The 23,331-nt window shown below is 49.3% G+C and carries 19 protein-coding genes and 1 riboswitch; of the genes, 13 read left to right on the top strand and 6 right to left on the bottom strand.

Going from position 1 to position 23,331, the window contains the following annotated elements:
* Nucleotides 1-305 precede the first annotated feature (305 nt).
* Complete coding sequence (locus tag ACCI49_RS16775) at nucleotides 306-695, top strand: hypothetical protein (protein ID WP_371840256.1); 390 nt, start codon at nucleotides 306-308, stop codon at nucleotides 693-695.
* 374 nt (nucleotides 696-1,069) lie between these two features.
* Here the strand turns inward: ACCI49_RS16775 and ACCI49_RS16770 are convergent, their stop codons facing one another.
* From ACCI49_RS16770 to ACCI49_RS16760, 3 genes are read right to left on the bottom strand one after another with little or no spacing between them, the layout of a single operon-like run.
* The gene (locus ACCI49_RS16770; RefSeq protein WP_371840255.1) at nucleotides 1,070-1,297 is read right to left on the bottom strand and encodes a transposase; all 228 of its coding nucleotides are present in this window, start codon (nucleotides 1,295-1,297) and stop codon (nucleotides 1,070-1,072) included.
* Between the two features lie 6 nt (nucleotides 1,298-1,303).
* The gene (locus ACCI49_RS16765; protein ID WP_371840258.1) at nucleotides 1,304-1,438 is read right to left on the bottom strand and encodes a transposase; all 135 of its coding nucleotides are present in this window, start codon (nucleotides 1,436-1,438) and stop codon (nucleotides 1,304-1,306) included.
* A 52-nt stretch (nucleotides 1,439-1,490) separates the two neighbouring features.
* The gene (locus ACCI49_RS16760; RefSeq protein WP_371840257.1) at nucleotides 1,491-1,715 is read right to left on the bottom strand and encodes a transposase; all 225 of its coding nucleotides are present in this window, start codon (nucleotides 1,713-1,715) and stop codon (nucleotides 1,491-1,493) included.
* Between the two features lie 978 nt (nucleotides 1,716-2,693).
* Between ACCI49_RS16760 and ACCI49_RS16755 the strand changes: the two genes are divergently transcribed.
* Together ACCI49_RS16755 and ACCI49_RS16750 are read left to right on the top strand one after the other, a co-directional pair.
* Nucleotides 2,694-4,919 (top strand): Ig-like domain-containing protein, encoded by a 2,226-nt coding sequence (locus ACCI49_RS16755; protein ID WP_371840254.1) that lies wholly within the window; start codon nucleotides 2,694-2,696, stop codon nucleotides 4,917-4,919.
* A 713-nt stretch (nucleotides 4,920-5,632) separates the two neighbouring features.
* Nucleotides 5,633-7,189 (top strand): thioredoxin domain-containing protein, encoded by a 1,557-nt coding sequence (locus ACCI49_RS16750; protein WP_371840253.1) that lies wholly within the window; start codon nucleotides 5,633-5,635, stop codon nucleotides 7,187-7,189.
* A 76-nt stretch (nucleotides 7,190-7,265) separates the two neighbouring features.
* On the opposite strand, the gene ACCI49_RS16745 is transcribed toward ACCI49_RS16750, so the two are convergent.
* Nucleotides 7,266-8,192, bottom strand: a complete 927-nt coding sequence (locus ACCI49_RS16745; RefSeq protein WP_371840252.1) for an SGNH/GDSL hydrolase family protein — start codon at nucleotides 8,190-8,192, stop codon at nucleotides 7,266-7,268.
* A 691-nt stretch (nucleotides 8,193-8,883) separates the two neighbouring features.
* On the opposite strand from ACCI49_RS16745, the gene ACCI49_RS16740 reads away from it, so the two are divergent.
* The gene (locus tag ACCI49_RS16740) at nucleotides 8,884-11,472 is read left to right on the top strand and encodes a glycosyl hydrolase family 18 protein (RefSeq protein ID WP_371840251.1); all 2,589 of its coding nucleotides are present in this window, start codon (nucleotides 8,884-8,886) and stop codon (nucleotides 11,470-11,472) included.
* Nucleotides 11,473-11,695: 223 nt separating this feature from the next.
* Here ACCI49_RS16740 and ACCI49_RS16735 read toward each other — a convergent pair whose 3' ends face one another.
* Complete coding sequence (locus tag ACCI49_RS16735; RefSeq protein ID WP_371840250.1) at nucleotides 11,696-11,833, bottom strand: transposase; 138 nt, start codon at nucleotides 11,831-11,833, stop codon at nucleotides 11,696-11,698.
* A gap of 214 nt (nucleotides 11,834-12,047) precedes the next feature.
* Nucleotides 12,048-12,146: riboswitch (TPP riboswitch) on the top strand.
* Nucleotides 12,147-12,229: 83 nt separating this feature from the next.
* On the opposite strand from ACCI49_RS16735, the gene thiC reads away from it, so the two are divergent.
* The 7 genes from thiC (at nucleotide 12,230) to ACCI49_RS16700 (ending at nucleotide 19,691) form a co-directional block, all read left to right on the top strand.
* A complete protein-coding gene (gene thiC / locus ACCI49_RS16730; protein ID WP_371840249.1) occupies nucleotides 12,230-14,140 on the top strand; it encodes a phosphomethylpyrimidine synthase ThiC in 1,911 nt (636 codons plus the stop codon).
* Between the two features lie 352 nt (nucleotides 14,141-14,492).
* On the top strand, nucleotides 14,493-15,572 hold the full coding sequence (thiO, locus tag ACCI49_RS16725) for a glycine oxidase ThiO (protein ID WP_371840248.1): 1,080 nt from the start codon (nucleotides 14,493-14,495) through the stop codon (nucleotides 15,570-15,572).
* On the top strand, nucleotides 15,572-15,772 hold the full coding sequence (thiS, locus tag ACCI49_RS16720) for a sulfur carrier protein ThiS (protein ID WP_371840247.1): 201 nt from the start codon (nucleotides 15,572-15,574) through the stop codon (nucleotides 15,770-15,772). Before thiO ends, thiS begins: the two co-directional genes overlap by 1 nt.
* Nucleotides 15,773-15,774: 2 nt before the next feature.
* Nucleotides 15,775-16,581, top strand: a complete 807-nt coding sequence (locus tag ACCI49_RS16715) for a thiazole synthase (RefSeq protein ID WP_371840246.1) — start codon at nucleotides 15,775-15,777, stop codon at nucleotides 16,579-16,581.
* 7 nt (nucleotides 16,582-16,588) lie between these two features.
* Complete coding sequence (thiE, locus tag ACCI49_RS16710; protein WP_371840245.1) at nucleotides 16,589-18,151, top strand: thiamine phosphate synthase; 1,563 nt, start codon at nucleotides 16,589-16,591, stop codon at nucleotides 18,149-18,151.
* Nucleotides 18,145-18,894 carry a HesA/MoeB/ThiF family protein gene (locus tag ACCI49_RS16705; protein ID WP_371840244.1) on the top strand — a complete coding sequence of 250 codons (750 nt, stop codon included), beginning with the start codon at nucleotides 18,145-18,147 and terminating at the stop codon, nucleotides 18,892-18,894. Before thiE ends, ACCI49_RS16705 begins: the two co-directional genes overlap by 7 nt.
* A gap of 323 nt (nucleotides 18,895-19,217) precedes the next feature.
* The gene (locus ACCI49_RS16700) at nucleotides 19,218-19,691 is read left to right on the top strand and encodes a Dps family protein (RefSeq protein WP_371840243.1); all 474 of its coding nucleotides are present in this window, start codon (nucleotides 19,218-19,220) and stop codon (nucleotides 19,689-19,691) included.
* 38 nt (nucleotides 19,692-19,729) lie between these two features.
* Here the strand turns inward: ACCI49_RS16700 and ACCI49_RS16695 are convergent, their stop codons facing one another.
* Nucleotides 19,730-20,611, bottom strand: a complete 882-nt coding sequence (locus tag ACCI49_RS16695) for a LysR family transcriptional regulator (RefSeq protein WP_371840242.1) — start codon at nucleotides 20,609-20,611, stop codon at nucleotides 19,730-19,732.
* Nucleotides 20,612-20,768: 157 nt separating this feature from the next.
* On the opposite strand from ACCI49_RS16695, the gene ACCI49_RS16690 reads away from it, so the two are divergent.
* Both ACCI49_RS16690 and ACCI49_RS16685 read left to right on the top strand, forming a co-directional pair.
* Nucleotides 20,769-22,748 (top strand): acetoacetate--CoA ligase, encoded by a 1,980-nt coding sequence (locus ACCI49_RS16690; protein WP_371840241.1) that lies wholly within the window; start codon nucleotides 20,769-20,771, stop codon nucleotides 22,746-22,748.
* 109 nt (nucleotides 22,749-22,857) lie between these two features.
* Nucleotides 22,858-23,232, top strand: a complete 375-nt coding sequence (locus ACCI49_RS16685; protein WP_371840240.1) for a hypothetical protein — start codon at nucleotides 22,858-22,860, stop codon at nucleotides 23,230-23,232.
* Nucleotides 23,233-23,331 lie beyond the last annotated feature (99 nt).

Genomic DNA, 23,331 nt, shown 5'->3' with positions numbered 1-23,331 from the left:
TGAAACGCAACATCGCCGATGGTAGTGTGGGGCTTCCCCATGTGAGAGTAGGTCATCGTCAGGTTTCTAATCCGAAAGGGCCACCCAATGGGTGGCCCTTTTTTTTATGAAAGCCAAACAAAGATTGAAATTAGAATTCGGTGTTCTGTGGAAGCCTCCAAAGGCTGGATGCAGATATGGGTATCTATTGTAAGGCTTCAAATTACTTGATTAGCTTCACTAAAAGACAAGCCTTAACTGGAATACAATACTTATGAGGCTATAATCGTTTTGAAAATAATAAATAAGAACAGGGGGTTCTCTTTATGTCAAGTAGGGTGAGGTTTTTACTAATTGCCTTCGTTATGGTGTTATCTTCCTGTGCAACTGTAGAACTAACAGATGCAGGAAGAGATATACAAATCGTACAACAAATATCTATTTCTGATCTTGATAGATATTATGAAATTGGTGAGGTTGCCTGTAACTTTGGATTTAATGCGAGATCAGCAATAACTAATATAAAGCAATGCCGAACTGAATTGAAGAATCAAGCGGCTCAGCTAGGGGGGCATGTGGTTGTTATAGAACACCAGCAACTCGGCACAGGGGGAGGAGCAACCTATGGTAAGGGATACTCTGGATGCCCAAACTGTATTTCGATGGTGGGAACTGCCTATAAAGAAAAAAATGCCGTTACGCACAATGACAGTTAATTTGATTTAAATTCAAGTTGTGAGTCAGGTCCCTTTTAAGAGTAATCTTAAAAGGGTATTATTCTGATAGAGCAGTTTTTATTTAAATTAAATGGCTTTTAGGAAATGTGGTTTTGAGTTTTTAATATTTTGCATTTATATTTTTTAATAGCTGTCAATTATCGCTTTATATTTCTATAAAGTGAATACACAAAAAATGGTTATAGAATCTTTCCATTTTAAGGAACTTCTGATCAACAAAGTCTTCCTTCCTGACTAGACTGAACTGATTAAAAGATGGGCCTTTTTATGAGGATAGTATTAATTTCCGCGAAATAGCCTTCCAATTTTCTGCCTGAAGTCCGCTATACGCGGATTTTAGGCATACTGCGCCCCTAGGCAGCCAGATATTTTCTCCCTATCACTAAGTTCGTAAAGCCTGCCAACAAGCACAAGCGTTCAGTATTTTTCGCTAACCCACGATATCGAGACTTGTTGTAGCCAAACTGACATTTTAGATAACGGAAGAGGTGCTCGGCTTTGGCTCTAACCTGCGCATTGGTTTTTTCTGCCTTACGAAGTGGTTTTTGCTCGGAAAGGGTTTTTAGCTTGATCGGCTTCATCGCTATTTACCAGTCCATCTTTCGTTCTTTCAGCTCTTCACAATGCAGGACTTGTTTTGTCGCTGTAATGTCATAAGTATTCGCCGGGGTAGTGTCTACGCTGTGTACGAATCCTGTCACGTCACCAACACCGATATGCATTTTCAAACCAAAATACCATTACCCACCCTTTTTAACGTGGTGCATCTCTAGATTACGAGCTTTCTCTTGATTTTTGGTGGAGCTGGGCGTGCTGATAGTTGTTGCATCTACGATACTGTCTTCGTTCAATAGTACGCCCTATTTTTATGAGGTGCTTGTTAATTGCCTCAAAGAGCTGACGACCAAGTTGGTGTGCCTCAAGCAGGTGACGAAACTTAAGGATGGCTGTTTCGTCTGGAATAGGCTTTGTCAGTTTCAGGCCCGAAAAGTGACGCATGGCTTCAATTTCATAGGGGGTGCCCTCCATAGCTGGGGTACTGAGATTGTAAAAGAGCTACATGCAGTGAAAATGCAACATAACTCATAATTGGTAAGGACGGCGACCTTTTCCTGGCTTTGCACAGAACGGGGCGATTTTGGCTTCAAGGTGTTCCCGAGGGATTAATGAGTCCATTTGCTCAAGAAACTTTTCGCTGTGAGTTTTGCGGCGCTCGTTCCAGTATTTGACCTCAGCAAAGCTGACTTGATGCATGGCTAGCGTTACGTTATTTATCTTACAATAAACTGATGTTCTATCCCATTTAGGGAGCAAACTTATTCAGAGGTTCCTTGGAAATTAAAAATTAGGGAATTAGAAATAGGCAAAATAAAAACGAAAAAGTTAGAGGGTAAAAGCTGAAAAAGAATTAAAAATTCTGGCAAACTTTTCTCTCAATAGCCTTGTTGAAAAATTGATACAAATGCGCTGTAAAAGCCTTAAGAGCTTTCCAGCTCCGCTGAGCTATTTGGTACACATGGTAGTTATGGTGTTTGTTTGAGGTGGGCTGTCTAATCGATATCTATTGGAGTGAGCCAGCTAAATAACAGTGTTTCAGGGCGAGGTTATCTTGCGCCGCGCTTTACACACTCGGAACGACGGAACTGAATTTGGTATTTTTGCGAGGCATTTTATCGAGTTTATTTTCGTTCGAACCAAGTTTTTATAGCACAAGCGTACAACGTAGAGGTAAATAACTTGATTTTATTGCACCGATTCAGGATAGTCGCCTATTGCCTCTTATTGTACGTTGGAGAGCTATTTTTACAAAAAAGCTCTTATGCAAGACACAATAGATGCACCTTTTGACTTCTCACTTATATGAGTGGTTGATGATAGCCAAAGACGCATTAAGCCATGTCGGGAAAGACTATAGACATCCAGTTGGGGGATGATGGCGGTTGCCACTGGGCGGTAAAGATATTGAAGGATAATTAGATGCACATTCTTACGCTGTACCAATCAATTTCGCGATGGTTTCTGTTGTTGACTATTGCAGTGTCACTGGCCGCCTGTGGTCTTGGCGGTGGTGGTAGCGATGATGGCGGTTCCGGCACTGATCCAATTCCACCAGAACCGGATGCCTCTTATATTATTTATGTAGAGCTACGAGACTTGGATACTGATGAGCGGGTTGTAAATCCCAACCCAGAGGAGCCGGTACTTGTCCAAGTGACAGTCCAGCTAGACAATGGTGATCCTGTTGCCTCCGAGAACGTAATTGTCACAACGACTTTGGGCGAGTTGACACCTAGTAGTGGAGTTGTGATGACCAATGACAGTGGTGTTGCATCTCTAGAGTTGAACGTTGAAGGGCAGGAAATTGGCAGTGCTGGAGAGATTGTTGTTACCTACAGCAGCATCAGTACTGACCAGGAGCCTTACTCGCCTCTGAGATTCACAGTTGAAGAGCCTTCTTTGCAGTTGGGTTATTTAGATGGCGATCAGCATTTTGTCCCGGGAGGCCTGGATATTCCTGCTCAAGATCTGTCTTCTAAGGGCAGTGCGCCAATTAGTGTCTACGTACAAGGCCCTGATGGCAATCTGTACACCAAGCGGATGCAAGTGGTATTTTCCAGTAATTGTAGCTTAAGCCAGCCAGCCGCTGCTTCCCTTGATTCTCCGGTTACTACGACAGAAGGTAAGGCAACTTCCACATATACGGCACAGGGCTGTGAAGGCGAGGATAGTATCTCAGCCGCACTAACCGCTTACCCAGGTATATCGGCCAGCGGCCAGCTTACTGTGATGCCTCCAGAGGTAGGTTCCATTGAGTTTGTTAGCGCTGAGCCTGAGGTAATCCATATCCAGGGCTCTGGAGGTAAGGGAACATCAGAAGTGCGCTTTCAGGTCTTCAGTAAAGATGATTTGCCAGTGAGTGGGGTTGAAGTGAACTTCTCTTTGGAAGAAGGGGAGGGAAACGTAACTCTTGTTAATAGCTCCGGAACGACCGATGCAGAGGGCCAAGTTAGCGCCTTCGTTAATTCCGGAAGTGTAGCGCTGCCAGTTTCGGTAAAAGCGTCGATTACCGATAGTAACGGGACCTCTTTTAGTGCCTTTTCCAGAGGGTTAGTAGTCTCCGCAGCCATCCTTGATCAGGAATCATTTTCTTTATCTGCTAGTATCTTAAACCCGGGTGGCGATAGCATTGATGGTGTCACCTCGACAATCACCATTAGGATCGGAACTCCTGATAATACGATTCCTGATGGCACCGCCATTTCCTTTAAAACAGAGTATGGGCGCATAGCTGGCTACTGTACTACTGTTGATGGGAATTGTTCCGTAGATTGGAATAGCCAGAATCCCCGAGCACCTATTGACTACGAATTCCTTGGTGATGATGGCTTGATGCACTCACTTCGGACTATATTTAACACGACATGTCCTGTTACTGGGCTTAGAGGTGCCTACCCATGTCCGCAATCTCTGGGCCAACCTTATGGTGGGCGCTCTACTATTCTGGCCTACGCGTTGGGACAGGAAACTTTTAATGACGCTAATGGTAATGGGGAATTTGACACCGGTGAAACGTTTGTAGATTTACCGGAAGCATTTTTGGATCACAATGAGGATGGTGCTTTTGGAAACTCCAAAAGTTCTGGAAGTTGCTATCCTGATTGCCCAGAAGTGGGTGGTGATGAGGAGCTGTTTATTCCATTGAATGATAATGAAGAATACGATAGTGGTAATGGCATTTATAATGGCCTTAGATGCTCCAAGGCGGCTGAAGATGAGGGTACCTGCTCTAAAGAACTGGTTCATGTGCGTGCTGCAGAGCCAATTTTGGTAGCGGGAAGTGAACCTTACGGGATATTTAAGATAGGTGACGATTATTCTTCTGACTTTCCTGAAATTGATATTCCAGTAGGGGGTTCGGGTACCCTGTATTTCTATCTCTCTGACAAGTACAATGGCCGCTTGCCTCTGGGTACGACGATAAAGACTGAGTCACCTCATTGTGATGTAAAGCTAAACGCCGATGCAGTCGCCAATTCCAATAAATTTGGTCCCAGTATCTTTAAAATTACAGTTAATGCTCCAGATAATGCAAATCCAGGTGATTCTGGTTCTGTGACGGTTGAGGCACATGTGCCAGCTCTCGAAGGTGGCTCAGGTCCTGCCTTCACCGACTCCTGGCAGTTTAAATGCACCACTAACTAGCTCAATCTGCCGCATGTCAGGTTTCTGATAGTGATTTTGACATTTACCGGGCCGCATTAGCGGCCCGGTTTCGTTCTGATTGAGAATATTTTTAGGGCTGCAGTGGCCAGTTTGTTTCACTCATCGCGGAACGCGACAGCACACCCCAGCGTCGGGGACGGGAATGATCAGGAAACCCCGGCTTCATAAGGACGTTTATTGAAGATGAGCAAATGTTTGGCATACCGGGAGGCGGCGTTTATGTTCTACTCGCGTAGTCATGATGTAGCCCTTTTATTTGGTTGAATGATTTGTTGTGCTTCTCCCCTGCGAGCAGTGCCGCAATAGAGCACTTTGCGGGTTAAGTGACAATCGCGGTATTACTAGGTGTTTTTCTTTGTCTGCGCCAGTTTAGCGGTTGTACGCCAGGGCAGCAGAGCTATCCCCCTATCGCTTATTAGCAAATAATATAATCAAACTAAGGCTTTAGGCGACACCGATTTTAGCCCTCCGCCGACTGGTGAAGACATAATTCGTTCACTGGGGTTTCCTAGGAATATAGGGGATAAAATTCGTCTTCAAACAGACAATTCTAATGAATCGCTTTATGCAAAACTAAGAAATAAAACTTAGTACGCATTTTGAGGAAGGGTTTGTCGCCTTCTGGCTCTATATCTAGGTCTGGTAAATCCTGATTGTTAGTATCCGCGGAAACAACTAAAAGAGTGCGGGTTATGAAAAAGCGAAATGGTCTATTTTGGTTACCTCTGCTCAATGTGGTTTTCTATTTTCTGATAGCCTGTACCGATCATCAAGAAGTGCGCTCCAAAGCCCAAACAGAAACAGGTAGCCCCCCTTTGGCAGCGCGGATTGCGGGGCAGGAGATCAGCCTTGAGAAGGTCGATAGTGCGTTGCAACTGACTCTATATGATTTGCAAGAGATGCAGTATGCGTTGCGTGTAGACAAGATTTATGAGTTGGCAGCGAAGAATGACAATAAAAAGGCAGTCGAGATTCTCTTGCCAACCCCGATGCCTCCCCGCCTTGATTTACCCTATAAATCCGATCTGTTTCAGGGGAATCCCAAGGCTCCGATTACTATATCGGTATTTTGTTCTTATCAGTCACCACACTGCAAATCCATTCAGCCGGTGCTGAGGCGCTTGGCCGTACAATATCAGGGATGGACAAGACAGGCGAACTTTGATTTTCCACTGAAATTTCACAAAGAGGGGATACCAGCTGCTCATGCAGCCCGTTGTGCGGCAGAGCAGGGTAGTTACTGGAATTATCACGATGCTTTATATGTGCAAACCCCAAAGCTTGACCAGGAAATCTACTCAGCTCTGGGGCAGCGTTTACAATTGGATAGCGCCCGGTTTCAACAGTGTATGACAGACGCAGATATCAGATCAAGTGTCTTGAAAGACCGAAATATGGCAATGCACCTGGGGTTGAAAAATGTTCCCGTAGTATTGATCAACGGTTTGTATCTCAAAGGGTTGCGCACGTTCGAACAATATGCCTATTGGCTGGAACGTGAATTGCGCACTAAGGGTGTCGTTTCAGGTGAAAAATATATATGGCGTGACACTAGTGAGAAAAATGACAGAAATTTGCCTTTTACAAAATTGCCTTTGGCTTTGGTTGGGGTTAGTGGATCGAGTGCTAAGGAAAGCTATAAAGCCTTGATTGAGGTGGAGCGGGCGCGGGCACAATATTTTATCCTGGGGCAGCAACTACTGCCTAAAGTATCATTGCTTCGGCTTTATAGTGGGTTTGCGGTTATTGATAACCATGGCAGGGTGGAAAAGCTGCCTCTTAGGGGAAAGGCGGGGGTTGATATTTCGCTCACGGATTCCCGACAACAGAGCGAGGAAGCCAGGCGGCGGATTGAGCAGCCTCTGGGGGGAGGCAGTCGCAGATTAATCAAACCATCCGGGGTTTTAACTCTGGGGCAGGAATGGCTGCGCAAACAATTGGAGCACCGTGAACTGCTGGAAGCAAAATTTATTGAGGCGGAGCTTGAGGTAGAGGGATATCACCTGATGCGATTGGAAGGTGTTGCTAATAATGAGTTCTTTACTGTATTGGGCTTTCAGGAAAATGATGTATTAATGAGGGTTAATGATAGTTGGGTTCATAGTGGTCAAAATACCCTGTGGGATGCCCTTGCCAGCGGCGAGATAATTGATGTGACATTTATGCGTAAGGGTTTACCGCAGCGATTACAGTACGTTGTTGAAGAGTTAGGGTATTTTGAAGAAGAGTCGGATAGCCAAAGAGAATAATATGGAATAAGGGTGGACCGGCAGTATAAAAATACTGCCGACCCTATGTTCACCAAGCAGTAAAAGTTAAGCTAAATTATTTATCTGAATTTCCTTGCCACATAAGATCGGCCACGATGTTTTGGCCTTGGACACTGGGGTGGAAGCAGTCACCGCCATCGATGTCGTCCTTGCCAAATTGGAAAGTGCCAGCATTCACTTCATCTTCACCAGTGTACTCGGCTATCACTTCAACACCATTGGTACCGTTATAGCTCTCTGCCTCTTCAGCAAGTATTTCGTTATATCGACGCTGGGCTGCACTAATGCCGTTATAGCGAGTGTCAAAGTTCTCCCCGTTCATGGTGCCACCATTGGTTGCAATGCGGCAGATGCCAAATGTTGACCAGACACTTTCACAGTCCACTCGAGAGTTCCCAGCCTGCTTTTCCAGCCCTGCCGCGCGTAGGTCTTGTACGCGTGGTACGGAGCCGAGAAGAATAGTGGAACCATTGGGAAGGCCGTCGACCAGCTTATCTAGTCCAGCTCGAATTGCAGAACGCCACTCATCGTCAGTATAAAGCGGGTCATCACAGTTAGCTGGATCGATGCACTCACGGTTACAGATATCATTACCACCTAATACCACTTCAACATGATCTGCTAGGTTACTCTGGGAAAGAATCCGATCGGCCTGGATGGAGAAATTATCTCCTCCACTGAGCATTTCTGCGCCGGATTCGGCCGCGTTTTTATTGGCAGCCATATTTGGTGAATTCAATTTGTATTTATCGTGAATGCTCTCTACAGAGTTGTTATCACCATCAAACCAGGAGTGTTCCGGCTGGTCTCCCCCTAGTAGGCAAAACAGGTCCCAGAAATATTTATTACGGGTGCAGTCTGCACCGAATGCCATGGTAATACTATCACCAGCGGCGACGGACTTGGAAGGGGCTGCCATTACTGGCTTTATTGAAAAAATGCACAAGACTAGTGTTGCTACTATTCCGTATTTATTCCACATTGTGTTTTCTCCCACACCGACTTTCGTCGTAGATCGTTATTTTTAGTTACTGCATCGGTGAACGCTTTGGAGTGTAGGCTGAGACCGGATGGTCTGCATTCAAATGGGGAAAGTTGCCATCGATGTGCTTCACACATACAGTTACTACTGGGCCAGAAGGAAAGAATAAACTGCACTAGAGACTTGCTGTGAATACATCCCTGTAAGCTCGTAATCGGCATCCATGCCTCATACGGTCCCGAGCGCAGTGTATTCTTTCCTTCTCCCTTTTTAATAAATGGGTATTAAAGAATTAGGTGAGTGTCAAATCGCGGAGTAGAAAAAAGAAACTATCGAAATAAATTCGACAGCTTCTCCTTGGGCTGTATGTAGATATATCCGACACTTGCCACAGCAGCCTGATCTTGGATTTTTTTAGTTAATACAAAATTTCTGTCTTTTTATTTTTTCTTTTTGTTTTTTCAGTTTACGGACTATTGCTCTGTTTGTTTCCTGACTATTGAGTATAAAATTGTCGATATTAGCGACAGATGTAGTGACCGGGGTTCAAAAGTGACCCACATGGTATGTTTCGGGAGTTGGGGATCGGGCAAATACACGGAAGTTATTGAAAAGTTAATGGTACAGCCAATTGAGCCGGGCACACTTTGCCAAAGAGGCTCACAACATTTCATTACTCAAAGGGAACCCCATGCTAACACCCAAACTTGAGGCTTGGTGGCAAACTCTGTTGTTATTTGCTTTAGCCAGTTCGACCGCGCTTGCAGTTCCAGGTGCGCCCACCATCAACAATATGGGAACCAGCTTTGCCATTATTGAAGTTGATGAGGCCGCCACCGCCTACGAACAGCTAGTGACCATCAAGGATTACGCCGAAGTGTCGGTGGCTTGGTCCAAGTTTTCTGGGGACGATGCCGACACTGCACAGTATCTGCTCAATGGACAAGTTGTACTCGAGCAGTCGGTAAGTGGTACCGGTAGCCAGAGCGGAACCGCCAGATTGCAGATCAGTGAAGGTGGCCAATACGAACTGCAAGTTGCCCTGTGTAATGCTTCCGGTTGCAGCAGTTCAGAAGCGACCGGCATCATCGTGGCTGATACCGACGGCAGCCACCTGGATCCAATCGTGCTCCATGATGGGGAGAACAACCGCCCCTACATTAACACCAGCGGATCCGTTGTGGGTGCTTACTTTGTGGAGTGGGGTGTATATGGTCGTAACTTCCCTGTTGACAAGATCCCGGCCTATAACCTTACCCATATCCTGTACGGCTTTATTCCCATTTGCGGTGGCGACGGCATCAACGATAGCCTCAAGGAGATTGAAGGCAGCTTCCAGGCTTTGCAGCGTTCCTGCTCCGGGCGGGAAGATTTCAAAGTTTCGATCCACGATCCATTCGCTGCACTGCAGAAGTCGCAGGCGGGGCAGAGTTGGTCCGATCCCTACAAAGGTAACTTTGGCCAGTTGATGGCGTTGAAGCAGGCCTATCCAGATATCAAGATACTACCGTCAATCGGCGGATGGACCCTGTCCGATCCGTTCTACTTCTTTGATGATCCGGTCCTTCGTGCCCGCTTTGTGGATTCAGTGGAGGAGTTCCTGCGTACCTGGAAATTCTTTGACGGTGCGGATATCGATTGGGAGTATCCAGGTGGCCAGGGGGCAAATCCTAACCTGGGCGACCCCACTACCGATGGCGAGACTTACCGCTTACTGATGCAGGAACTGCGCGCGATGCTGGACGTGCTCGAGCAGGAAACTGGTCGTGGGTACGAACTCACTTCTGCTATTGGTGCTGGCACTGACAAGATCGAGGATGTCGATTACTCGAACGTTAAACAGTACATGGACTACCTGTTTCTGATGACCTATGACTTCTACGGAGCCTGGAGTAACGAGACACTTGGCCACCAGACGGCGATTTATGCTCCGAGTTGGAATCCGATGGATGATTACAATGCCCATTCCAGTGTCCAGACATTGATCGGCGCTGGTGTACCACCGTCAAAGCTGGTATTGGGTACTGCGATGTATGGCCGTGGTTGGACCGGGGTTACCGGTTGGACGGGTGGTGATCATCTGACCGGCACAGCGACCGGTGCGGTTGCAGGCACCTGGGAAGCCGGCGTTGTGGACTACCGTGATATTGCCGGGAAGATAGCCAGCGGTCAGTGGCAGGAGTACTACGACAGTACTGCCCAGGGCGCCTATATCTTCAAAGCCGATACCAGTGACCTGATTACCTATGATAGCGCCACTTCAGTCATGCAGAAGGGTGCTTACGCGCGAAGCAATGGTCTCGCAGGTTTATTTGCTTGGGAAATCGATGCAGACAACGGTGACATACTCAATGCTATGCACGAGAGCTTAGGCCACGGTGACGGCATGGCCAATCGAGCACCGTCAGCCAATGCGGGTCTTGATCAGTCAGCGGTTAGCGGTTCTTCGGTGACTCTGAGTGGCAGTGCTTCCAGTGATCCAGATGGTGATGTCTTGACCTACTCTTGGACTCAGATTGGTACCCCTAAGGTAAAGTTAGAGGGTGCTGATAGTGCAACTCCTGCGTTTACCGCTGCGCAGGTTTCTATGGATACGTTGCTGACATTTGAACTCACTGTAAGTGATGGTGAGCTCTCGGATACCGATAATGTCATAGTGACTCTGCTACCGGTGGGAAATAATGCGCCCCCCGCTGTTTCCGTCCCGGCCAATGTCTCTGTTAACGAAGGTGAGAGTATCAGTGTTTCTGCCGATGCCAGTGACCCCGATGGCGATGTGCTTACCTACAGTTGGAATGCACCGGGCCTTGCTGTAGCCAATGGCGATACCGCCAATGCTACGTTCACTGCACCGCAGGTTCAAGCCAATACTGCTTTTACCGCAACGGTTACCGTCAGCGATGGCTTCACCAATGTTTCTGCCGACGTACAAGTGAATGTGATCAATATTACAGGGGGCAGTTGCAGCCAGTCCGACCCCAACGCAGATAGTTACCCAGCCTGGCGTGTGGGAGGCACTTACCTGGGCGGTGACCAGGTAAACCATGAAAATCTCGTTTGGCAGGCTAGGTACTGGACCCAGATGGAGCCGAGCATGACTGCAGCCGACTGGGCACTGGTCAGTAACGTCGAAATACCATGGAATGCAGCGACCATCTACAACGGTGGGGATGAAGTGAATCACGAAAGTGCCCGTTATCGTGCCAAGTGGTGGACCCAGGGTGATGTGCCTGGTGTTTCTGCCGCTTGGGAAGGGATTGGTCCCGCGACTTGCAATTGATCATTCTTGCAGGGTGGTAACCCGTTGTGCCGGGGGCGCTGGGGCGCCCCTGGTTCAGGACCATTCTGATTTTTCTGGCAGCTGGAACTGGCGAAAAAGGTTGCCCGCAACCTCTCTACGGCATTTAGGAAATGGAAAATGGGTGGGTTTAGTAGTAAAAAAGCGGCAGTTTCTTTTTTTTTAAAGCACCGAAAAGGCTTTTCCTTAGCTGTTTCGGCTCTAGTCAGTAGCGAAAATTAAGGATGGTTGCCTCGTCTGGAGTTCGGTTACTCCAGCCTATTCCGATAAAATTATGTATAGATTCCATATCGTAAAGTGCATCTTCCATGGTCGAATCGCTCGGCTTGTAAAATAGTTGCACCTAGTGAATCCGCAACATGATTCCTAGAGGGTATGGCGGTCGACTGCGTTTGAGATGATATTTTGCTTCCGCAAAAGTGATTTGGCGACTGATTCATCGCTATCTTGGTTGGTTGCCGACCACTACCAATTTGGTTCGAAATTATTCGGAGATTCTCAAGGGCCTTGTTAGCCTCCGCTTTCTGTTCATTTTCAAATACTTCCTCTATACTGCGCTCTACTTGTCGGAGTGCCTGTGGGCTGAGATCGCTGTTGCGAGATCCGTTGAACCTGATCGGGGTAACCCCCGCGTAGGGAACAAGATCTGAAGTTACCTGTTTTTACAGTTGGGTGGCTTTTCTCTTTATATTTGCCCTGGATGCTGCGACCTTTAAATTCCCAAGCTTTAAGGTTACGCATGTCCGAGATCATTGAACAATCCGGCAAAGCCGGAAAGTCTTCCCGCGCTGCCAGTCGCGATTCAGCGAAAGCATTCCTTGAAAACCTCACGGTTCAGTCTTTTCCCAATTCAAGTAAAGTCTATTTGCCTGGTGAAACCCCGGATATTCAGGTTGGTGCCCGCCAGATTTGTTTGGGAGATAGTGTGGTAGCTGGGGATGCAGAAAACCCCGTATTAGAGCCCAATGAGCCGCTCACTGTATACGATACCTCGGGCCCTTACTCGGAACCTAATTTCAAAGTGGATGTACGCGAAGGTTTACCCAAGTTGCGCCAGGGCTGGGTAGAGGCTCGCGGGGATACTGAGCAGATGGATTCTCGGCAGGCGGCCTACAGCCAGAAACGCATGGCAGATCAAGGGTTGGACCATATCCGCTTCGAAAATCTGCCGAGCCCTCGCCGGGCAAAACCGGGGCAGAATGTTTCGCAAATGCACTACGCCCGCCGTGGCATTATCACGCCGGAAATGGAGTTTGTCGCTGTACGCGAAAATATGGGACGGGCGAAAATAGCGGCGGAAATGAGTGAAAGTGAATACCAGAAAGCGCGCGAGGGTATTTTCATTCCCGAACAAATTACTCCGGAATTCGTCCGCAGGGAAGTTGCAGAAGGGCGCGCGATTATCCCAGCGAATATCAATCACCCGGAAGTGGAGCCAATGATTATTGGCCGCAACTTCCTGTGCAAGGTAAATGCGAATATTGGTAACTCCGCAGTAACTTCTTCTATTGAAGAGGAAGTGGAAAAGCTGGTTTGGTCCACCAAGTGGGGCGCGGATACGGTGATGGATCTCTCTACCGGGGCCAATATTCATGAAACCCGCGAATGGATTCTGCGCAACTCGCCAGTGCCCATCGGCACTGTGCCGATTTATCAGGCACTGGAAAAAGTGGATGGAATCGCGGAAAACCTCAACTGGGATGTTTTCCGCGATACTTTGATTGAGCAGGCAGAGCAGGGGGTGGATTATTTCACCATTCATGCGGGTGTGCTTTTGCGCTATGTGCCGCTCACCGCCAAACGTATGACCGGTATTGTGTCTCGCGGTGGTTCCATCATGGCCAAATGGTGTCTCGCCCATCACAAGGAGAATTTCCTCTACAGCCACTTTGAGGAAATCTGCGAGATTATGAAGGCCTACGATGTGAGCTTTAGTCTCGGTGATGGCCTGCGCCCGGGCTCCATTGCTGATGCTAATGATCAGGCTCAGTTTGGCGAGCTGCACACGCTCGGTGAACTTACTGAAATTGCCTGGAAGCATGATGTACAGACCATGATCGAAGGTCCTGGACATGTAGCCATTCATAAAATCAAAGAAAATATGGATGAGCAGTTGAAGCACTGCCATGGCGCCCCTTTTTATACTCTCGGGCCTTTGACCACAGATATTGCCCCTGGCTACGATCATATTACTTCTGGAATTGGCGCTGCTCTGATTGGTACTTTTGGTTGCGCTATGTTGTGTTACGTGACTCCGAAAGAGCACCTGGGCCTACCCAATAAAGAGGATGTTAAAGAGGGACTTATGGCCTATAAGATTGCCGCTCATGCGGCGGACTTGGCCAAGGGGCACCCGCGTGTACAGAAGCGCGATGATGCACTTTCCAAGGCGCGCTTTGAGTTTCGGTGGGAAGATCAATTCAATCTTGGTCTCGATCCTGAGCGTGCGCGCTCATACCACGATGAGACTCTTCCGAAGGAATCCGGCAAAGTCGCGCACTTCTGCTCCATGTGTGGTCCTAAATTCTGCTCGATGAAAATCTCTCAAGATGTGCGTGATTACGCTGCAAAACAGCAGGCGGAGCAGGGCATGGAGGCAATGGCGATTAAATTTAAGGATATGGGCAGCGAGATTTATCACAAGGGCTGATTGCAGCCTGGTAGCAAAACCTCATACCCTGTTGCCCATATGATTAACTGGGAAATACTACTGGGTCAGAAGGAAAGAATACACTGCGCTCGGGACTCGCTGTGAATACATCCCTGTAAGCTCGTAATCGGCATCCATGCCTCATACGGTCCCGAGCGCAGTGTATTCTTTCCTTCCCCTTTTTAGTATTTAAAGAGATGGACATACTTTTTTTAAAGTGTGTCTGCTACTCAAATTGTTAATCAGCTCTTTCCTATAGGTCAGCAGGACAACTTTCTGAAAACAGACCGATGGTGTAAAACGGAATTTGTGATCGCCGGGTATCTATTTATATTTTTAAGGCAGGTGTTCAGTGACAAGCGAAACCAAAAAGAAATCCAAAATAGCCATTGCCGGTGGAGGCCTGTTGGGCCGATTACTCGCCTGGCGACTTTCCCAGCAGAAGTTTGATATCACGGTTTTTGAAGCCGGAGATTTATCGACCCCCTCGGGTGCCTGCTGGGCGGCAGCAGGTATGATCTCGCCTTTATCTGAACTGGTTCGCACTGAAAAGCAGATATATGTTCAGGGCTTGCAGAGCCTCAAACTGTGGTCGGAGTGGTGCACTCAACTTGAAAGTCAGACCGGGCGATCTGTGGAGTTTCGTCGTGCAGGTTCTGTATTGGTTGCTCATGGCAAGGATAGGAATGAACTGTTGCAATTCCTGCGAGAGCTGCAAGGTAAATTGGGTGAGTCGGCAAAGGAGCAGGTTGAGTCTCTGAATTCACAGGCATTGGCTGCACTGGAGCCAGCTCTTGGAAGTTTCGAGATGGGCCTTTACCTGCGGGGAGAAGCGGATATCAACAACCACCGTCTGCTGCCTCTGTTGCTCAATGTGTTGCGTCAGCGAGGCGTAACACTGCGAGAGCGCACCCCGGTAAGTTGCCACCAGAAACAAATTTCTTTTGCCGGGGAGCAACAGCAATTTGATTGTGTGATCGATTGTCGCGGCCTTGGGGCCAAAGAGCAGATCCCCGGTTTACGCGGTGTGCGCGGTGAAGTCATGGTGGTTGAGTCCCACGAAGTTGTATTACAGCGCCCGGTGCGTTTACTGCATCCGCGCTATAAGCTCTACGCCGTACCGCGCAGTGATGGGAGAACAGTCATTGGGGCCACTCAAATTGAGAGTGAGGATTTATCTCCGATTTCGCTGCGCTCCAGTATGGAGTTGTCCTCTGCATTGTATTCTATCAATCCGGCCTTTGCTGAAGCCCGTATTGTGGAGACTCGCGTGAATTGCCGTCCCGCCACTGAGGATAATTTGCCACTTATCCAAAATGAGGAGGGATTAATCAGATTGAATGGACTTCATCGTCACGGTTATCTTCTGGCTCCGGCAGTGGTGCAACAAGTTGAAGAGCAAGTGGCACAACAACTGTTACAGGTGGCTTGATGCAAGTTTTAGTGAATGGGGAAGCGCATAGTCTTGAGTCTCCTATGGGACTCGCCGCGCTTTTACAGCAACTGGGATATTCTGGCGAGGCATTTGCCGTAGCAATTAATGGCGGCTTCGTGGCGCGCTCACAATATTCAGATACCCAGGTCAATGACGGCGATTGCCTCGATATTGTGGCACCGGTTGTGGGAGGATAAATATGAGTGATTTGTTGCAGCTTTATGGGGAGGCATTTAACAGCCGGCTTCTGATAGGTACTGCGCTGTATCCATCTCCCGCGATAATGCGCGAATCAGTGCGTGCTTCATCCTCGGAAATTATTACTTTGTCACTGCGTCGGCAGAATCCCGCACAGCAGAAGGATAATGTATTTTGGGATTATATACGCGAATCTGGCTGTCAGTTGCTGCCGAACACTGCGGGTTGTAAATCTGCGCGGGAAGCGGTAGAGCTGGCAAAAATGTCTCAGGAAATTTTCCAGACTGATTGGATCAAGTTGGAAGTCATCGGCGATGATTACAATTTACAGCCCGACTTATTCGGGTTGGTGGAGGCGGCGCGGGAGCTGGTTCAACTCGGCTTTAAAGTTTTGCCCTACTGTACTGATGATTTGGTGCTGTGTCGCAAACTTCTGGATGTAGGTTGTGAGGTACTGATGCCCTGGGGAGCGCCTATCGGAACCGGGCAGGGGCTGCTGAATAAATATAATTTACAAACACTACGTGAGCGCCTTAGCGATGTACCGCTAATTATCGATGCGGGTATTGGCGCTCCATCACAGGCCGCGGAAGCTTTGGAAATGGGCTTTGATGCGGTACTACTCAACACCGCTATCGCAAAGGCCCAGGAACCTGTGCTTATGGCGCATGCGTTTAAGCTTGCAGTCGAGTCCGGGCGCGCTTCATTTAATGCGGGTTTGATGCTCAAATGCCAAACAGCCAGCCCGAGCACTCCCACCCTGGATATGCCTTTCTGGCAGCAAGCCGAGAACCTGTCGCAGGAATAAAGCGTTTATGCGAGATCAAGTTTTAACGGATAAACCGATCGTCTGGACGATTGCCGGTAGCGACTCTGGTGGCGGTGCCGGCATTCAGGCTGACCTGCTGACATTTTGCGATCTTGGTTGTCACGGTTGCAGTGCTATTACTGCCAACACCGCACAAAATACTGTGGAAGTGGCAGCGATAAATGCTGTCTCTATAGAGGTATTAGGCTCCCAGTTGCGGGCTCTGCAACGAGACCTGTTTCCCGCGGCTATCAAAATTGGCCTGCTAGCCAAAGCCGAACAGGTTTTGGAGGTGGCTGATTTTTTGCAAAAGCTAAGGGCGCTTCAGCCTGTGCCCGTTATTTATGATCCGGTTGCCATTGCTACCAGTGGTGCCGGTCTTACCGAGGGTGATATTACCGCAGAAGTTCTGTCCCAGTTATTGCCGCAGTGTGACCTGGTAACCCCCAATTTCCATGAGCTGGAATGGCTTAGCCAGGTAACGGTTAAGGATGCCGAATCTCTATTGGGTGCTGCGCGCCAATTGCAGTCGGAAGGTGGTGCTGCGGTACTGGTGACCGGTGGCCACACACAGCTTCGCTTAGGTGAAGTCTCCGACCTACTCTGGGATGGCAAAAAGGCGGACTGGTTTATTGGCAGTGAGGTGTCAGGCAATAATACCCACGGTACTGGTTGCACCCTGTCTTCTGCCATTGCGGCCTGCCGCGCCTTGGGTTACCCATTGCGGGATGCCTGTGTGGTAGGTAAGGCTTATGTGCAGCGTGGCTTGCGCCTTGGAGCCAATACGCATATCGGCGCCGGTGCCGGCCCTGTAGGGCATTGCGGCTGGCCTTTGGAATTAGTGGATTTCCCCGAGATACTGGTTCCGGGTGAAGCGCGTGCACAGGATTACGGCCTGGGCGCTCAGGGTGTGGCGCAGCCATTTATTCATGGGTTTGCCGAGGTGGATTCCAGTAGAATGGGGCTGTACCCGGTGGTGGATACCCTGGAGTGGCTGCAACGCCTCGCTGAACAGGGGGTGCGTACCCTGCAACTGCGGATTAAAAACCCTGGTGAGAACCTGCGTGAGCAGATTGAAAGGGCAGTTGCCATTGGCAGGGCTTATAACCTGCGTCTGTTTATCAATGACTTTTGGCAGCTGGCGATTCAATGTGGTGCCTACGGCGTTCATTTAGGCCAGGAAGATCTGCAGGCGGCAGATCTGGCTGCAATTCAGTCAGCGGGTCTGAGGCTGGGTATCAGCACCCATGGCTTCTACGAATTATTGCTGGCCTACCGTTACCGCCCCAGTTACCTGGCCATTGGCGCTATTTACGCGACCAACACCAAGGACATGTCGGATCAGTTGCAGGGAGTGCAGAAGCTCGCACGAATGGCTGCTCTACTGCCCGATTATCCATTAGTGGCAATTGGTGGTATTAATGTGCAACGCGCCGGGGAGGTTATCGCTACAGGTGTTGGTAGTATTGCCGTAGTCAGTGCCATAACCAAAGCGGAAGATTACAAGCAGGCGGTTGCCGAACTGAACGCCCTGCTGGATAACGAGTATGCGGAAGTAGAGCCATGTTAAGTAGTAAGGAATTACAGCGTTACAGTCGCCAGATTATGCTGCCCCAGGTGGGAGAAGAAGGGCAGGAGAAACTGGCGTCTGCGCGGATTATGATCGTTGGCTTAGGAGGGCTCGGCAGCCCGGCAGCGCTGTACCTGGCGGCTGCTGGTATCGGTGAGCTGCACCTGGTGGATGGTGATCATATCGACCTTTCCAATTTGCAGCGCCAGGTATTGTACAAAACCAATCACCAGGGTAAATCCAAAGCAGTGGTCGCTGCGCAACAGTTGGCCGCTGCCAACCCGACTATTCGTATTCACCCCCACAATCAAATGGCGAATGAATCCTGGTTACGTGAGCAAGTTAAGCAGGTGGATTTGGTATTGGATTGCACCGATAACTTAGAAATTCGCCACACTATCAATCGCGTTTGCTATCAGACAGGGGGCCCTGTAGTGATGGCTTCGGTACAGGGGTTTTCCGGCCAGTTGATCAGTTTTGACTTCTCTAAAGGTAAAGGCCCGTGTTACGCATGTCTGTTCCCGCCCCATGAGCAAACAGAAGTTCAGAATTGCTCTACAACCGGTGTGATTGGGCCGGCGCTGGGGATAGTTGGCAGTATGCAGGCCCTGGAGGCTATCAAGTACCTGACGGGTATGCCGGTATCCAGCCTGAATAAACTGAATTTAATTGAAACTGAAACATTTGCCTTGCAGACGCTACAGCTGCCGAGACACAGCAATTGCGCTGTTTGCGGTGCCTGACCTATATTATTGGCTTTATACAGGGCTGATGATATAAGAATTCTGAGCCCTCGCTCTCCAGTGTGAATCTTTAGCTCTGGCACGATATTTATTTTTTGGTTTGGACCCTTGAGTTCGCTCTGGAAGGGGATTCCGCCAGATTTCCGGCATCTCCCTTGTGGTAATTGACTGGGTAAATATGCTTGTCTTTCTAGTGCCTTGTAAACGTGGCTCGGCTATATAGATAAGCTATTAAGCCGATAGCTTGTGAGGGATTCTTAAAGCTATCAGAATGGCAATACAACCACTTCGGTGACAAAAGTATTGGAAGAAGGATTTGTTTAATGAAAAAAATCGATATCGGTATTAGTGAAAAGGATAGGGAAAAGATCGCTGGCGGTCTCAAGCACTTACTGGCGGATAGCTACACTCTGTACCTGCAAACGCACAACTTCCATTGGAATGTTACCGGGCCATTTTTCCGCGAATTACACTTGATGTTTGAGGAGCAGTACAACGAGCTGGCCACTGCGGTAGATGATATTGCCGAGAGAATTCGCACCCTGGGAGTTTCTGCGCCAGGTACCTACCAGGCTTTTGGGCAGTTGAGCTCTATTAAAGAGGTTATAGAAATTCCCACCGCTGAGGATATGGTGAAAATTCTCACCAAAGGTCATGAGCAAGTGATTAAAACTTGTCGCGATGTATTAAAAGCTGCGCAAAAGGGCGAAGATGAGTCGACTATAGCCCTGGTATCCGACCGTATGCGCGTTCACGAAAAAACTGCCTGGATGCTGCGCGCTACCAGCAGCAAGTAGTTACTGGTTCTTCGAACAAATTACTGTTCCGGCAGTGACTACTGCCTGGTGAGTAACTCCAGGAATGCACTGGCGGGGGCAGAGAGGTTGCCGCGGCTTTTGAGTAGCGCGCCAACTTCCTGCGTCACCGCCGGAGCGGAGAGCGGCAGACAGGTTAAACCGTACTCTCGCATTTGTGCCTCACAAAGGCTCGGTACGGCACTGATTCCCAAGCCTGCCCTGACCAGCTGCCCGATAGTGCTTAGTTGGTTAGCTTCACAAACATATTGAGCGGCTTTCCCACACTGGGTAAAGGCAGTATCCGTCCAGCGTCGTACCGCTGATCCACGGTTCATCGATATAAAAGGGTGAGTGGCCAAGTCGCGCCAGCGTATTGTCTTTTTTTCCGCCAATATGTGTTCTCCGGGCATTACTGCGATAAAACGATCGCGCTCAAAGGGCACAAACTCCATTCCGCCAAGTTCATCCGGGCGAAAACTTATACCCAACTCCGCGCGTCCCTCCTGCACCGCCTCTACAACCCGTTCCATAACCACATCTTCCAGCACAATATTGATTTGTGGATACTCCAGATGGAAGTTTGCCAGCAGGGTGGGTACCCGGTTTAAGGCAAAAGCTGGGATAACCGCCAGCTGTAGCTGGCCGCGTTCCAGGCGGAAGCGCTGTTGTATAGCATCCAGGGATTGGTCCCAGCTGTTAAGCAGCTGTTCCGCACGAACCAGGAACTCGCGCCCTTCTGGGGTCAAGGCCAGCTGACGACCATCGCGACTGAATAGGGGGCCTCCGGTGGCTTCTTCCAGATTGCGGATGGCCACAGAGAGCGCTGGCTGGGAAGAGTGTAACTGGGCACTGGCCTGCGCCAGGCTGCGGCTGCGCGCTACGACAACGAAGGCGCGAAGCTGTTTAATAGTAGCGCTCACTGGGGCTCCAGGTACTTCAGAGAATGTTAAATTTTATTAAAGAAACCATCGAAAGATTAAAATAGTTTAAAGTCGTCAGGCAAGGCATGATTGCCGCTTTCGCCCTGGCGAAGGTCAAATAATCACCGAGAATAATGAACCTACAAGGTCTGCTGAGATGAAGGACAACGCACAACCCCTTTGGCAACCGAGCCCAGAGGCCATAGCTGCCACCCAAATGGATGAGTTTCGCCGACTGGTTAATGAGAAACACCAGCTACAGCTTGAAGACTACAACGCGCTTTACCAGTGGTCTGTTGAAGAGCGTGAGGCTTTCTGGAGCGATTTGTGGGATTTCTGCGAAGTAGAAGCCGGTGTGCGCGGAGAAGAGATCTTGGGCCGCGACAGTATGCCGGGCGCTGAGTGGTTCCCCGGTGCACAACTTAATTTTGCCGAGAACCTGCTGCGCTACCGTGACGATAAGCCGGCTTTGGTAGAACGCTTGGAAAATGGCAGCCGTCGCCAGCTCAGTTATGCGGAGCTATATAGCCGGGTAGAGCGCCTGGCCGCAGCCCTGGCCGATCAGGGCGTGTCCGAAGGGGATCGTGTAGCTGGCTTTATGCCGAATGTGATCGATGCCATAGTGGCCATGCTGGCAACTACCAGCCTTGGCGCTATCTGGACTTCCTGTTCGCCGGACTTTGGCATCAATGGTGTGTTTGACCGTTTCGGCCAAGTGGAGCCGAAAGTGCTATTTGCCTGCGAGGGCTACCTCTATAACGGCAAAGTAATCGACTCGCTGCCGCGCCTGCGCGAGATAGTGGCCCGCATCGACTCTATTGAGAAGCTGGTGGTGGTGCCTGTCGCCCGCTCTCAGGAGGAAACGGCTCAAGTACTGGCGGCGAAACCGTTGGATAAAGCGGTGCTGCTGCCGGAGTTCGAAGCTGGAGCGCCCAAGCGTGTACTTACCTTTGTCCAAACTGCGTTTGATCACCCCCTGTATATCATGTACTCCTCAGGTACTACTGGAGTGCCGAAGTGCATAGTGCATGGTGTGGGTGGTACCTTACTCCAACAGCTGAAGGAGCATCGCCTGCATTGCGATTTGCGTCGTGAGGACTCCCTGTTCTACTTCACCACCTGCGGCTGGATGATGTGGAACTGGCTGGTAAGTGGCCTGGCTTGCGGTGCAACCCTGGTGCTGTTTGATGGCTCTCCCTTCTATCCAGAGTCCAGGAGCCTATGGGATATGGCAGATGAGGAGGGCATTAGCGTATTCGGCACCAGCGCCAAGTATATTGCCGCCCTGGAGAAGAGCGGTTGTAAGCCTCGGGAAAGCCACAAACTGGAGAAGCTGCGCGCGGTGCTGTCTACCGGCTCGCCACTGGCCCATGAAGGCTTCCGTTATGTTTATCGAGATATAAAGGAAGATCTGTGCCTGTCTTCCATTTCCGGTGGCACCGATATTATTTCCTGCTTCGCCTTGGGCAACCCGACTTTGCCGGTCTATGCGGGAGAGCTTCAGTGCCGCGGCTTGGGTATGGCTGTTGAAGTCTGGAATGACGATGGCAAAGCGGTAACTGCTGAGAAGGGGGAGCTGGTGTGCGCCAAGTCTTTCCCCTGTATGCCGATCGGTTTCTGGAATGACCCCGATGGGGTGAAATATAACAGTGCCTACTTTGAAAACTGGCCGGGTGTTTGGGCGCACGGTGACTATGCAGAAATTACTTCCCATGGGGGTGTGATTATTTACGGCCGCTCCGATGCGGTACTGAATCCCGGTGGCGTACGCATCGGCACTGCAGAGATCTACCGCCAGGTGGAGAAGGTTGAGGAAGTACTCGATAGCATCTGTATTGGCCAGCATTGGCAAGATGATGTACGGGTGGTGCTCTTTGTAGTGCTGCATGAGGGAGTGGAACTGGATGAGGACTTGGTGCAGAGAATTCGTTCTACCATTCGCGCTAATACTACCCCGCGTCATGTACCGGCCAAGGTGATTCAGGTGGCTGATATTCCGCGCACGATTAGCGGAAAAATTGTTGAGTTGGCAGTGCGCAATGTGGTGCACGGCAAGGCGGTAAAAAATAAGGAAGCCCTTGCTAACCCCGAGGCATTGGCACTGTTCGAAAACCTTTCGGCACTGAAAGAAGACTGAGGCTTCTAAGGCATTTAGGGTACGTAGGCGGGCGTTATTTTGTTTACGCCATTTCTGCGCTACCCTTGCCTAGTAGAAATACCAATAAATTCACGGCAGAAGAACAGGTATGGTTACTTATCTCTATTGGGCGGCGGTTATCGCCCTGGTTATTCTCTCCCTCTTTGTCGGCAGCCGCATGGGCAGCTTGAAAATCGGTGCTATTGCGGCCGCAGTTTTCTTCTTTGCAGGCTGGTTGGCGTATTACTTCCACTACGAACAGGTCTTTGTAAAACGTTTCGGCGGGGTGATGCGTATTTCTGTGCCTGACGGTTTCCGGCATATTGGCGCCACCTGGAAAGAGGACAATCTCTGGATTGAGAATTACGATCCCAAAACCAATCAATGTATTTTCACTGAATACTCCAAGGGCAATATTCTCGAGGGGCGGGTGATTATTCAGGATTGTAATCCGCTACTTGGCAACCCCAACACCCAGCCATAAATCATTTTTTTCCTGGCCGGCGATTAATGCGGGGCTATCAATTGTTTCGCCTTTCGCCGGCGAATCTTACCCGGATATCACTAGTTCCGGGGCAAAATC

The sequence above is a fragment of the Microbulbifer epialgicus genome (genome assembly GCF_041447265.1).
GTDB classification, from domain to species: Bacteria; Pseudomonadota; Gammaproteobacteria; order Pseudomonadales; family Cellvibrionaceae; genus Microbulbifer; species Microbulbifer epialgicus.
Note: the sequence above shows the minus strand (reverse complement) of the source record. Positions and strands in the feature narration are given on the sequence as shown.